Origin of the sequence: Psychromonas arctica (assembly GCF_036697365.1) — a bacterium.
GTDB lineage: Bacteria > Pseudomonadota > Gammaproteobacteria > Enterobacterales > Psychromonadaceae > Psychromonas > Psychromonas arctica_A.
Genome location: NZ_JBAHZA010000004.1, coordinates 75,369 through 89,515, shown reverse-complemented (window position 1 = coordinate 89,515; position 14,147 = coordinate 75,369). Strand labels below are relative to the sequence as shown.

11 protein-coding genes and 1 riboswitch are annotated in these 14,147 nt (G+C 36.5%); all 11 genes read left to right on the top strand.

What is annotated here, in order from left to right; genetic code table 11:
• The first annotated feature begins 10 nt into the window (after positions 1 to 10).
• Positions 11 to 1,192, top strand: coding sequence for an O-antigen ligase family protein (locus V5290_RS05840; RefSeq protein ID WP_333382799.1), 1,182 nt, complete (start codon positions 11 to 13; stop codon positions 1,190 to 1,192).
• Between the two features lie 285 nt (positions 1,193 to 1,477).
• The gene (locus V5290_RS05835) at positions 1,478 to 2,884 is read left to right on the top strand and encodes an undecaprenyl-phosphate glucose phosphotransferase (protein ID WP_333382797.1); all 1,407 of its coding nucleotides are present in this window, start codon (positions 1,478 to 1,480) and stop codon (positions 2,882 to 2,884) included.
• A gap of 97 nt (positions 2,885 to 2,981) precedes the next feature.
• Positions 2,982 to 4,169, top strand: a complete 1,188-nt coding sequence (locus tag V5290_RS05830) for an outer membrane beta-barrel protein (RefSeq protein WP_333382795.1) — start codon at positions 2,982 to 2,984, stop codon at positions 4,167 to 4,169.
• Positions 4,166 to 4,684, top strand: a complete 519-nt coding sequence (locus V5290_RS05825) for a polysaccharide biosynthesis/export family protein (RefSeq protein WP_333382793.1) — start codon at positions 4,166 to 4,168, stop codon at positions 4,682 to 4,684. The genes V5290_RS05830 and V5290_RS05825 overlap by 4 nt, the downstream gene beginning before the upstream one ends.
• Positions 4,685 to 4,707: 23 nt before the next feature.
• The gene (locus V5290_RS05820; protein WP_333382791.1) at positions 4,708 to 6,888 is read left to right on the top strand and encodes a polysaccharide biosynthesis tyrosine autokinase; all 2,181 of its coding nucleotides are present in this window, start codon (positions 4,708 to 4,710) and stop codon (positions 6,886 to 6,888) included.
• Between the two features lie 29 nt (positions 6,889 to 6,917).
• Complete coding sequence (locus V5290_RS05815; RefSeq protein WP_333382789.1) at positions 6,918 to 7,664, top strand: tyrosine-protein phosphatase; 747 nt, start codon at positions 6,918 to 6,920, stop codon at positions 7,662 to 7,664.
• A 120-nt stretch (positions 7,665 to 7,784) separates the two neighbouring features.
• A riboswitch (FMN riboswitch) is annotated at positions 7,785 to 7,947 on the top strand.
• A 280-nt stretch (positions 7,948 to 8,227) separates the two neighbouring features.
• Entirely contained in the window at positions 8,228 to 9,136 is a 909-nt protein-coding gene (locus V5290_RS05810) for a DMT family transporter (protein WP_333382788.1), read from the top strand.
• Between the two features lie 241 nt (positions 9,137 to 9,377).
• Complete coding sequence (locus tag V5290_RS05805) at positions 9,378 to 10,313, top strand: YHYH protein (RefSeq protein WP_333382786.1); 936 nt, start codon at positions 9,378 to 9,380, stop codon at positions 10,311 to 10,313.
• Between the two features lie 25 nt (positions 10,314 to 10,338).
• Entirely contained in the window at positions 10,339 to 10,899 is a 561-nt protein-coding gene (locus V5290_RS05800; RefSeq protein WP_333382784.1) for a hypothetical protein, read from the top strand.
• A 148-nt stretch (positions 10,900 to 11,047) separates the two neighbouring features.
• A complete protein-coding gene (locus tag V5290_RS05795; RefSeq protein ID WP_333382782.1) occupies positions 11,048 to 11,929 on the top strand; it encodes an alpha/beta hydrolase in 882 nt (293 codons plus the stop codon).
• Positions 11,930 to 12,233: 304 nt separating this feature from the next.
• Positions 12,234 to 14,138 (top strand): molecular chaperone HtpG, encoded by a 1,905-nt coding sequence (htpG, locus tag V5290_RS05790; RefSeq protein WP_333382780.1) that lies wholly within the window; start codon positions 12,234 to 12,236, stop codon positions 14,136 to 14,138.
• Positions 14,139 to 14,147 lie beyond the last annotated feature (9 nt).

The window sequence follows — 14,147 nt, the reverse complement described above, 5'->3', positions numbered from 1 at the left end:
TGATTCTCCCGTGCAAATACGTGTAAAGACAATCAACACTATTCTTTTAGTACTTTCTGCGATGTTAGTGCCTATGTACTTTACTGACTTTAGATTGTATTTTGCAGGTTTAATTATTCGTTTAGCGGATATTATGTCTTTAGCTATTATTGGTTTATTTATTGTTAGTTATTTGAAAGGGAATTCTAAGTTATTAATACCCAAAGGGTTTGTTTTTCTGCTTCTATTTCTTGTTTATTGCTTAATTAATGGGATATCGCAATCTGGTATTTTTAAGGGAATTGTGGCGACATTTCAATGGCTTATTATTTTATCAACTTTAGCGATTGTCTATTCTCATTCAATTATGCAACCTGAAAAGTTTACTGATATTTTTATTAAAACATTGCTATGTATTTGTATTTTCGTTGTGCTTTATCATTTCTCCGAAGGGAAGTTAATGCACTATAAAGACTTAGGCGATGCTAAATATGTATTGGCATTAACTGGCGCATTAATACTTTCTTATAGCTATTTTTACCAAGATAAACGATATCTTATAGCCTTAGCTATTTTATATCCTTTTATTTTATTGTCATTGGAGCGTAAGGGGATTTTAGCTTTTCACGTTGTGTTGTTTGTTTATCTTTGTTTTTCATTGAAAACGCTTGCCCGAATTGGTTTATTAGCTATTTTAGCCTTATCGTTAACTTTTCTATTAATGAATCCTGGTATTTTGGATTTTTCAAATTTTCAGCTATTTGAATATAATGAATATGAGATGGTTGGCTTAGATGAAGAGCAAGCTCTTTGGGTCTCAAATTTGCATCGTCAGTCCTTACTGGAAAATGGTTGGGAAATTTTCAATGCCAACTGGGCATTTGGTGTCGGGCCCAAAATGCTACCTCAGTCTATGCTTAATTATTATTTTAATCCTGGATTAGCTTTGTATACCCATAATGTTTTTTTAGATACGTTAATTGAGCAGGGGGTTACTGGACTGACATTATTGTTGTTACCTTACTTTATCTTTATATGCAGTGGCAGTATTAGATTTGGAAAAGGTGCTGTTTGCTTTGTTAGCTTATGTTTATATTCAGGTACTATGCTGTTTTTTATGTCTGGTGGCGCACCTTCAATGGTATTATTTTATCTCCCTTTATTTGCAGGGTTTATTCTGAATAATAAGCATCACTCAAGGGTTGAAAAATAGTGATAAATGGAAGTTGGTTTAACCTTTTTCTACTATTCTTTTGTCAACTAAATACTCCTTTGTGAGTGATTGGGGCGAAGGGGATTATTAGCGTGAAAATTGTATTAAGAATTTTAACCTAAAATTATTGTTGTGATTTTTTTAACTTATATAAAACATCGACTTATGAATTTATTTTGATGTTGATTGATAAGTGAAAATATTGTCAAATATGAATTTTATTGTTATCATGATCACATTTTTAATCAAGTTAAATTATTAGCTAATAGTGAAGTAAAGGGACTTATGACAGAGCAAGGATTCGTCAAAAATAACATAAATCAACTGTCTGCGGTGTATCGCATTGTTGACTTTTCGATTGTCCAATTTTTGTTATTTTTTTGTGTTGGCGCGCATTCAATTGAGGTCACTGACCCTTACATAATTGTAGGACTAATTGGGTCACTTTCTTTTATTCTTTTTGCAGAGAGTATTCGCCTATACCGTTCGTGGCGTACTGGTTCTTCTTCTCGTCTTTCGCTTTATACTTTCCTAAGTTGGTTCTTTGCTGTTTTTGTTGTCGTTGTCTATTTATTCTTCAGCAAAATGAGTGATGATCTTTCTCGTTTAGCAATTGGTTCTTGGTTTTTAGGTAGCGCATTTTGTTTAGTCGGCTGGCGCATGCTTTTTCGTTTGTATCTTTACAAGCGTCGTCGCAAAGGGTTAAACAGCCGTAAAGTTGCGATTATTGGTTTAACGTCTTCAGGCTTTAGACTTGCCACAGAGTTTGCTAACCATCCTGAAATTGGTTTTACATTAAGTGCCTTTTTTGATGACCGAGATAATGACCGTCTTACACCCAATTCTAAATTCTTTTCTAAATTGCAGGGCGATATAGCCACAGGCATTGAATTGGCTAAACAGGGTAAATATGATCTTGTTTATATTGCTTTACCTTTAGCTGCACAAAAACGTATTGAGTCTATTTTACGTGAATTAGGTGATACTACTGTTGATGTGCATTTAGTGCCTGACTTCTTCACTTTCAATTTGTTAAATGGCCATCTTTCGCATGTTGGTTCTATTCAAACAATCAGTGTTTATGAGTCGCCGTTAAGTGGACTTTCTTCTTTCGCTAAGCGTTTGGAAGATCTTATTGGTGCAACCCTTATATTGTCTATGATTGCGATCCCTATGCTGATTATCTCTATTTTAATTAAGCTTGACTCTCGTGGCCCTGTCTTCTTTAAACAAAAGCGTTACGGCCTAGATGGAAAAGCAATTAATGTTTGGAAGTTTAGATCTATGACGGTTGCCGATAATGGTAGTGTAGTGAAGCAAGCTACTAAAGGTGATGCGCGTATTACTAAGTTAGGTGCATTGCTAAGACGTACGTCGCTTGATGAACTTCCGCAATTTATAAATGTCTTACAAGGTGATATGTCAATTGTTGGACCTCGCCCTCATGCTGTTGCTCATAATGAAGAATATAGAAAGTTAGTCGACTTTTATATGCTACGCCATAAAATGAAACCGGGTATTACAGGCTGGGCTCAAATTAATGGATGGCGCGGCGAAACTGATACCCTAGAAAAAATGGAAAAACGTATCGAGTTTGATCTTGAATATATCCGTCAATGGTCTTTGCTACTTGATATTAGAATAGTATTCTTAACTGTTTTTAAAGGATTTATTAATAAGAATGCTTATTAATAAAGTGAATAATATTTGCTGAATCGTGCATTGTGAAACGGCAAATTATTTGATTTAAAAGCGTTGTCGTTGATCGTTTTATTTAAGGATGAAAAAAATGAAATATTTTACCCTTTTAGCACTTTCTCCTGGACTGGTTGTTAACGCTTTTGCAACAGAGTTTGATCCTTCACCCATTAAAGTAACAGATGGCTTTTTAGTGGTGCCACAGTTATCAAGCCGAGTGGAGTTCGATGATAATATTTATGACCAGAAAGATGATACAACGTCTTCTGCTATTTATATTGTTTCTCCATCGATTCGCTTTGGAGTAGATGACGGAATTAATCGTTACGGTGGCTCTTATAGTTTAACTTCTGCCACTTATGAAAATGGCAGTGAAGATGATTATGTGGATCATAACTTAAGCCTGTTAGCGCATTCCGAATTTACTGATAGACACCGTACAGACTTAACGTTTTCATTTGCTAATTTGCATGAAGATAGGGGGAGTGGCCTCAGTGAAGGTAATGCCTCTTTTTTTAATGAACCCATTAAATACAATGAGCTTACTGCTCGTGGTTATTACCAGTTTGGTGGTCTTAATGCGATAATGCGAATTGGTGGCGGAGTTAGCTTTACTGATACAAATTACAGGAATTTTAGAGCAACCACTCAGTTTGATGACGTTAGCGAACTGACTTACTTTGCCGATGCTGATTACCAAGCTGGTAATGTCACTTATTTAACTTTTGATATATCAACTACCAACGTAGAGTATGATCGCGTAGCAACAGGTGATGAAAGTAGCGATAATCGAGACTCTAGTGCTTTGGTTGGATTTAGATGGTTGGGGTTAGGTAAAACGACTGCAACCGCAAAAGTTGGTTATCAGTATAAAACCTTTGAGTCTGATAGCCGTGAAAACTTCTCAGGCAATACGGTTGAGATCGGGATGACTTGGAAGCCTCAAGAATATTCAACTTTCAAAGCTGATTTTAGCCGTTCAGCAGAGGATTCAAGTACAGTTGGAGATTATATTCTTGAAATCAACAGTAGTTTATCTTGGCAGCAATCATGGAGTGAGGATTTTGTTTCAACGTTAAAATTTGGTTATCTTGATGAAGACTACATTGGTTTTGCGCGTAACGATAAAACCAAAAGTGTAGGATTAAATTTAAATTACACAGTATCTCGCTGGATTAAATTGACAGCGGGCTACCAACTTACTGATAAAAACTCAACAGAAACTGACATTGGTTACGATAAAAATGCAGTTAATCTAGGGATTGTGGTCGCTTTATGATGAATTATTTTTTTGCTTTATGTTTATTCTTTTCTTCCTTTAATTTGTTTGCTGTTGAAGCGACAAATTATCGTTTAGATGCCGGAGATGAGATTAAAATATTAGTTTATGATGAGCCTGATCTAACCATTGAAACTATTATCAATGAAGATGGCAATATCAACTTTCCTTTTATTGGTGCAGTGTCGGTGACTGGTAAAACAGTGCCTGAAGTGCAAAAGGCAATTCATGATGGGTTGCTGGGTGATTATTTATTAAATCCATCTGTACAAGTTGATATTGTGACTTACCGTTCTTTTTATATTCACGGAGAAGTTAATCAACCTGGTGGATATCCATATCAACCTGGCTTGAATGTTGACCAAGCCATTGCCTTAGCTGGTGGATTGACTTCCCGTGCTTCGGTTTCAAAGATATACCTAAAGAAATCACAAACACAAGGTGAGCAGAAAGTTAAGCTAACTTATTCAGTATCACCTGGTGATATCATTACTATTAAACAGAGCTTTTTTTAGCACTCAATTGGATCATATATATTATGCAATCAGTTAATAAACCTTTAAATTCACAAGAACAAATCATTGATTTGAAAGCTTATTGGTCTGTGATGATGAATGCTAAATGGAAGATTTTAGGTTTTTCTTTACTTGTTACCATGATCGTTGCTGTTTTGGTATCAGGCATGACGCCTATCTATCGTGCTACTGGCTCGTTATTAATTAAGACTAGTACAGATAATACAATATCAATCGATTCAGTATTACCTTTAGATACTTCTCGTCAAGATTACTTCCTTACTCAGTTTGAAATATTAAAGTCGCGTTCAGTATCAGAGCAAGTTATTGATCGATTGAATTTAGCGACTAACGAAGAGTTTCTACCTGATGGTAAGCCAAGTTTAACTAAACAGTTCACAGGTTATATCAAATCTTTACTGCCAGTCGATTCAAGTGAAAAAGAGCAAACAGTATTAGATGCTCGCAGTGAAAAAGTAATGTTGATTGATGCTTTTCAGTCAAAGTTAACCATTACACCTGTGCGTAATACTCAATTGGTTAATATCTCTTTTGATGCTAAAGATCCTCAGTTAGCTGCCTTGATTGCTAATACTGTTGCGAGTGTTTACATAAACCAAGAAGTGTTAGGTCAATCTAATTCTACTAAAAAAGCTGCAGATTGGTTAGAAGTGCGATTAGAGGAGTTAAGAGTTAATCTTGAAAACTCTACCAATGCATTAGAAAATTACCGCATTAAAGAAAACTTAATTGACCTCAATGCAACAGGTGTTCGAAGCATTGCTAGTGATGAGCTTGAAAGTTTAACTGACAGTTATTTAAGAGCGAAACAAACTCGTTTTGAAGCTGAAACACTTTACCTTTTCGTAAGTAATGCTAGCGGTAACGATATTAATTATTTGATGAGTTTACCGGAGATAAGTGAGCATCCTCTTATTGCTAACGTTAAAAATATCGAAAACCAAGCGCAACAAAAAGTATCAGAACTGAGTTTCCGTTACGGTAGTAAACACCCTAAGTTAGTTGCAGCTAAAGCTCAATTAGCATCAATACAAGAAGAGTTGAAACAACAAGCTGACAAGATAGTCAGAGGCTTTGCCAAAGAGCTGCAAGCAGCTAAGAATAATGAAAACCGTCTTATCAAAGAGCTTGAGCAAGAAAAACGTAAATACCAAGATATCACTAGTACTGAGCAAGAGTATTTAAAATTACAACGTGAAGTTGAAGCAAACCAAAGTCTTTACGATACATTTTTAACTCGTTATAAAGAAACTGAAGTCACTAGTGATCTTGATGTACAACAAGCTAAAATTCTAGACAAAGCAGAAGTACCGCTATCGCCTATTAAACCAAATAAAAAATTACTGGTTATTTTGGCCTTTATCGCATCGTTTGCTTTCGCTGTGATTTACGCGTTTATTATTGATGCATTGAATGACACTTTCAGAACCGCTGCGGAGATCGAATCTAAACTTGGTTTACGTTTACTGGGCTTGTTGCCGTTAATTAAAGTAAAACGTAAACAGTCTTTATCGCCTCACGTGTTTTTTGATGATAAACAAAAAGCCTTTTCAGAAGCGGTGAGAACGTTACGTACTGGTTTTGTGTTATCGCATATCGGTGAAGCACACAAAGTAGTGTTAGTGACTTCTTCTATCCCTGGTGAAGGTAAAACAACGACTTCAATTAATATTGCTTTTGCGATGTCGCAAGTAGAAAAAACGTTATTGATTGAAGCGGATATGCGTCGTCCTAGTTTTCTTGGTGTTTTCAAATTGGGTGCCGATCAAGCTGGCTTATCTAATTTAATCTCAGGTACTGAGAAACTTGAAAATGTGATTGTGCATGATGAAGCTTCTGGATTAGATATTTTGCCTTCTGGCTTTATACCAACTAATCCGCTTGAGTTGTTATCGGGATCTAAGTTTGATGCCGCAATGACGATTTTAAGACAGAAATATGATCGTATTATTATCGATTCACCACCTGCTTTAGCAGTAAGTGATGCGCTAGTGTTATCTCAGAGAGCTGATTCTGTTATTTATATTGTGCAATCAGACTCAACTAAGCAATCTGCTGTTAAGAAAGGTATATCTCGCTTAACTGACGTTAATGCTAAAATTGATGGTGTGGTATTAAACAGAGTTGATATCAAAAAAGCCGATAAAGATGATTACGAAGGTTATTATGGCTATGGCCAGTAATTTAATATTGAGCCAGACTTGTCAGGTCGATGATTGATCTGCATAGTCATATTTTAGCTGGAGTTGATGATGGGGCTGTCTCGTTAGCTGACTCCTTGTCATTAATAGAAGGCTCAATAAATACCGGTGTGGTGAAAATATTAGCCACACCTCATATTCACTTAGGCACTTTTGATAATGATATAAAGCGCATTAGTTCTGCATTTAGTCAACTTACCTCTCACATTGAACAACATCCTTTAACTCAAAAAATTTCACTCGCCTATGCGGCAGAAGTGCGAATTTGTCCTGAAATCATCATGTTGGCTACAAATAACCAATTACCTTTTGTGGGAAAGTGGCAGGGTAAGGATGTATTGTTACTAGAGTTCCCACATAGCCATATTCCCCCGGGTAGTGAAAAGCTTGTCGATTGGTTACTAGCGCATAATATACTGCCTATGATTGCTCACCCTGAACGTAATAGAGGTGTATGGGAAACGCAGGATTTATTAACGCCTTTTATAGAGCAAGGCTGTTTATTCCAAGTCACCGCTGCTTCATTAATTGGGGATTTTGGTGAAAGGTCACAAAATGTTGCTTGGAAAATGATGGGCAATAATCAAGTATCACTTGTTGCCTCTGATATGCATAATATTAAGCGTCGACCTTCGAAAATGCAGGAAGCATTTTTAAGTGTTTGTGATGAATTGGGAAACGAAGTCGCTGAGCAATTATTTATTGATACTCCCAATATTATATTCGATTCAAATCCTACCCTCTGGCATCACCCCTAAATCTATTACCTTTAAAAGCATTAAGCTTTTTTACTGAATTATTTTTATTGTATCTAGGTTGCTTGAAAGTGTGATCTTGAGCATTTTTCTTGTTTTTTTCTCAAACCTTATTATTATGTAAGTCGACTTCAGGGCGGGGTGTAATTCCCCACCGGTGGTATTTTCACGTTATGAATTTGTAGTAGTGAAACAGCCCACGAGCGCCTAATACTAATTATTAGGGTCAGCAGATTTGGTGAGAGGCCAAAGCCGACGGTTATAGTCCGGATGGAAGAAGATCAAGTGTAAATGACTGCAAAAGATCAATGATTCTTGCTTATTGTTTAAATACGATATCGGCGTGAGCTTGATTATTAATCGTTACCATTCATGATTTCAATGAAGGGGGTTTATGCGATGAAATTTGTTAATGGTTTACTCCGTTCTTTAGTGTGAAAGCTATTGAGCAATACTGTGAATATTTATCGAACTAATTTCAACATCAGTTGATTAGTGAGTGAATGTCTACGGAATAATGTTCTTTCCAAGCTCTGTCCTTCTCTCCTTTTTAGTTAGAAATTGTAATGACAGGTATTACCTTTATATTTTTTGCGTGCTTATTGTGGGCCGCAGATACATTGATACGTTATCCGCTATTATTTGGTGGCTCCAGTGCACAACAAATTGTGTTATTCGAGCATTTAATATTAGTTGCTGTACTCTTCGGTATCTTTTTATTTAAACGCCGAAAATTCAATTTTATTTCTCGACAAACTTTTATTCCTTTTTTAGTGATTGGCTTTTTTGGCTCTGCTTTAGGCACTTTAGCGTTTACTGAAGCATTCTACTTGTCGAACCCTACAGTGGTTATTTTGCTGCAAAAACTACAACCATTAGTTGCCGTGACACTAGCTTGTGTTTTATTGAAAGAAAAAATCGACTCTCGATTTTTTCTTTGGCTAGGATTGGCGATTTTAGGCAGTTTGTTATTGATATGGCCTGACTTCCAAACATTGTTAGCTAGCTTTAAAGAGGGAGATATTCAACACGGTCAACAAGCATTGTGGGGATATGGTCTTGCTTTATTTGCTGTTGTTAGTTGGGGAAGTGCAACCGTATTTGGTAAAAAACTCAGTACACAAGGACTCAGTAGTTTAGATTTAATGGCTGGTCGTTTTAGTTTCGGTTTATTAGGTATGTTACCGTTCGCTTTTATGGCGCCAAGTTTAATTACAAGTATTGAGCTGAGCGTGCTACAAAAAATTGCCATGTTAGCTTTGTTGTCAGGTGTACTAGGTATGTATTTTTATTACCAAGGATTAAAGCGTATACCTGCACATTGGGCTACCTTAGCTGAAATGTTTTTTCCTGTGGCTGCAATCTTAATCAATTGGTTGTTCTTGAATGTGCAGATGACGCAAATACAATTACTTGGTGCGGTTACTTTAGTCGCCGCAAGTACTATGGTACAACGCAAGCCATCGGTCACTTAATATCATTGATAAGTGCGCTTGCTCATTGAGGAGCGTACTTGATTAATTTTCTAGTCTTTGTTTCATATCAAGGCCAATAATTATCCGCTCATTTATGCTGGTTTAATGGAGTTGACTAGCTAGGGCAGGTATTTTCTCTATAACTTTCTATAACTATTTTTTAATATGCACAGTCTTTGCACATTTAATAGCTATGCTCCGCTCAATATTATATTGAGGTTAGAGAGGCTATAGAAGCAGCATGTTTGCTTATCAATTTTTAAAGTTATCGGTAATTGTTGCATTCACTTTGCTTTTAAATGCTTGTGAAGATTGCCATCATTCTGTTTTATCGACTATTAAGCAAGGGGCTTCTACAGCTAATGTTTTATGCCATTATCAATTTAACCACTACAATAGTTCAAAGTCAGTAGAAGCAAACAGTGTTGCTTATTGGTCATGTGATAGTAATTCCCGAGATATTGATGCTAATGGTATACCAAATCATCAAGTAGGGCAGTTTCCTAATGCGCAGAATCCTTACACTATCTTTGAACAGTCTGTTATGGAAAGTTATCCTTTACATCCTGTTGAAACCAAGGTGGCGACTAGGTTTGGAGGCAAGCACGCAGTGATTGGTATGATGCTTAATGGCGTGAAAATATCAGGTCGTTCAGGCGGTAGCTGTGATGATTTTGGCGAAAAGTGTAGTTCAACGGATTATAAAGGTCATTGGAATATCGAAACTATAGGGCAACATGTCTTTGATTTTGGCATTGATGAAAGTAATGCACACGTTCAACCCGATGGTACCTATCATTACCACGGGATGCCTGAAGCTTTTATAGCCAGTCTAGGCGGTAACAATAACAAGATGACATTAATTGGTTGGGCGGTCGATGGTTTTCCTATTTATGCTCGATATGGATATAGCAACCCTGCAGATGCTGGGTCTCAGATCAAGTTGATGAAAGGTAGTTATCAATTAAATAGTCATATCAATGAACATCGACCTTCACTGGATGTCTACCCTTTAGGAACATTTCAGCAAGATTGGATATATGTGCCAGGATCTGGTGATTTAGATGAATGTAATGGGCAAGTTGGTGTCACACCAGAGTTCCCTGAAGGAATTTATCATTATTACGCGACGGATAGTTATCCCTACCTACAACGTTGCGTCAAAGGAAGAATTTAATGAATGTGCGAAAGGTAATTAAATAATGAAAAAGAATATAAAAATAATAAAAAAAGGACTGTTAAGTTTAACTTGTGCATTATGTTTAGCTACACCGAGTACCAGCTTTGCTCACTTAATCGCAGCGCAGCATGGAACATTGAGCTTTATAGGTAGTAATGTTTATATTGCGTTATCTTTGCCTATGTCTGCTTTCAAAGGTGTCGATGATAACGCTGATAACCACGTTACTATTCAAGAGTTTAATAATCACCGCGATCTAATAAATGAAAAAATAACAGAAAACGTTTATTTAACTGAAGATAAACGTAAATTTGTCATTGATGGGTTGTTATTAGAGCCGACGACAGCACATGAAGAAGTTGGCAATTATAGGCACACCGGAAGAGAGAGTATTGATCATGTTACTATTATGGGCCGTTATGCATTAAGCTCTGATGCAGCAAAAGTGACTTTAAATGTTGCGCTCTTTAGCGATGATATAACTAGCCAACAGTATGACTTTATTGCGACGGATAAAAATAATCATTTAACCCATGAATTTGAAGTGATGCCTAGCCAACCTTCGATACCGGTTTTTAATTAAACAGTTATTAACCAAAAATTAAGTGACTTATTCACTCTCGATTTGTTCATACGAGAGTGAGTTTATTATTCAGTTTTAATCCCTAATAATGATCTCAACGATATTAATCACGTAGTGCCCTATAACTAGTTAATATATGAGCGTGCCATTGAAGAAACTATTACTCCTTATCGCATTGATACCTGCTGTTATACTCATTTATTCATTCTTAAAAGACAGTGCCGCCACTGAACTAAAAATCCTTAACACTGCGATTTCCTTATCATCAAATTTAAAGGTTGAAAAACAGATCGTTTTTGATCCTAATAAAAATCTAAAGCTTGATATTTATAGTAAAAAGGACTGGAAAGCTGACGATAAGCGACCGGTGCTAGTGTTTTTCTATGGAGGTGGGTGGAGTTGGGGGGATAAAGATTATTTCACCTTTGTTGCAGATAGTTTTGTGAAAAAAGGGTATTTGGTGGTTATACCTAATTACACGTTATACCCAACGGCAACGTACCCTGAGTTTGTAAAAGATGGTGCAAAAGCGATTGCCTGGGTTAATCGGCATATTACTGAGTACGGTGGCGACAATGATAATTTGTTTGTGGCAGGGCACTCAGCAGGAGCTTACATCGCTGCTATGGTTGCTTTTAATGATCAGTATTTAGCTGCTGAAAATCAATCAACCTCTATTATTAAAGCGGTGGCGGGTATTGCAGGCCCTTATAATTTTACTCCTAAAGAACAGCAGTATATTGATATTTTTGGTGAAGAAAATTTCAATGACATGAGAATAGCAAATCACCTTAATGGCAATGAACCACCTGCTCTGCTTATTCATTCTGAAGGAGATACAACGGTCGGTTTGTTCAATCAACAGATAATGGTAGATGCATTAAAAAATAGTGCAGATAAGGTTGAGAGTTTAATTTATGGGCAAGATATTACGCACGTGAAAATATTAATGAAGTTACACCCTTGGTTTGCTAAAGACGTTAATGTTGCTGCGGATATTGATGACTTTTTTAAACGAATGAGTCAGTAATCTGGTGCTGTTATCTTCTAATATGATGCATCACAACAATCTTTGAACTTCGTTATCATTAAATTAACTTTACTAAGCATGAATAATGTAACACGTTAGCCTAAAAAGGATAAACAGATAGAGTTTTATTAACTATCGATTCAATCAGTAAATGGGGTTCGAACAGTTTATCTAGTCATATTTTTTATCTCTTTTTCAAAAACAATATTAAAAAAATCAAATTCCCTCTTGAAATCCCATCAACTGTCTCCATCTATTAATTAACTTATTAGTAGTAACCCTTAATTAAGAGAGAAATAGAAATATGGAAAAGCAACAAAACCATGCTTTCAGTGCTGACACTGGTAAACTTCTTAAATTAATGATTCACTCTTTATACTCAAATAAAGAGATCTTCCTACGCGAACTTGTTTCAAATGCTGCAGATGCTGCAGACAAATTACGTTTCAAAGCACTGTCTGACGGTAGCCTATTTGAAAACGATGCTGACTTACGTGTACGTTTAAGCTTTGATGAAGAAGCAAAAACAATCACTATTAGTGATAACGGTATCGGTATGACTCAAGACGAAGTGATTGAGCATTTAGGTACTATTGCTAAATCTGGTACAAGCGATTTCTTCGAGCAACTATCTGGTGACCAAGTTAAAGATTCGCAGTTAATCGGTCAATTTGGTGTTGGTTTTTACTCTGCATTTATTGTTGCTGACAAAGTAACTGTGAATACTCGTAAAGCAGGTGACGACGCTAGCCAAGGTACTATGTGGGAATCAACGGGTGAAGCTGACTACACAGTAGCAAACATTGAAAAAGCGGATCGCGGTACTGAAATCATCCTTCACTTGCGTGATGATGAAACTGAATTCTTAAACGATTATAAATTACGTAGCGTTGTTTCTAAATATTCTGATCACATCAGCATCCCTGTACAAATGTTTAAAGAAGCTGTACCTGAGTCTGAAGGCCCAGACGGCGAGAAAGTACCTGCTGTAGAAGCTGCTTGGGAATCAATCAATAAAGCAACTGCACTGTGGAACTGCGCGAAAAGCGACTTAAAAGACGAAGAATACAAAGAGTTCTACAAGCACATTGCTAATGACTTTGAAGATCCACTAACTTGGTCTCACAATAAAGTTGAAGGTGAGCAAGAGTACACGAGCTTATTATACATTCCAAAACGTGCTCCATACGATCTATGGAACCGTGAAAAAGCACATGGTCTAAAATTATACGTTCAACGTGTATTTATTATGGACGATGCTGAACAGTTCATGCCAACTTACCTACGTTTTGTGAAAGGTGTGTTAGATTCAAATGACCTACCACTAAACGTATCTCGTGAAATCCTACAGGATACGCGTGTAACAGCTAAGTTACGTAGTGCTTGTACTAAACGTGCACTGACTATGTTAACTAAGTTTGCTAAGAAAAATGAAACTGAATACAACGCGTTCTGGAACGAGTTTGGTCAAGTATTAAAAGAAGGCCCAGCTGAAGATCCAAGCAACAAAGAACAAATTGCTAAACTATTCCGTTTCGCTTCAACTGAAACTGATAAAGCAGATCAAACTGTTTCTTTAGACGCTTACATCTCTCGTATGAACGAAGAGCAGGATAAGATTTACTACATCACTGCAGATAGCTTTAATGCGGCTAAAAATAGCCCTCACTTAGAGATCCTACGTAAGAAGGGTATCGAAGTATTATTACTATCAGATCGTGTTGATGAGTGGTTATTAAGTCATTTACCAGAGTACGACGGTAAAGCTTTCATCAGCGTGACACAAGGTGATTTGGATCTAGGTAAACTAGATACTGAAGAAGAGAAGAAAGAGCAAGAAAAACAAGAAACTGAATTTGCTAGCTTCATCGAACGTACTAAGAAAGTACTAGGCGATAAAGTAAAAGATGTACGTTTAACACAACGTCTAACGTCAACGCCTTCATGTATTGTTGCGGATAGCGATGATATGAGTACTCAAATGGCTAAATTGATGGCGCAAATGGGTCAACCAGTTCCAGATAGCAAGCCTATCTTTGAACTTAACCCTGAGCATGAAATGATTACTAAATTAGCTGATATGGCTGATGAAGAGTTATTTGCAGAATGGACTGAGCTATTATTAGCGCAAGCAATCCTATCTGAAAAAGGTAGTTTAGATGATCCATCTGAATTTGTTGCTCGCATTAATAAGTTATTAATCGCTTAATCTGCGCTT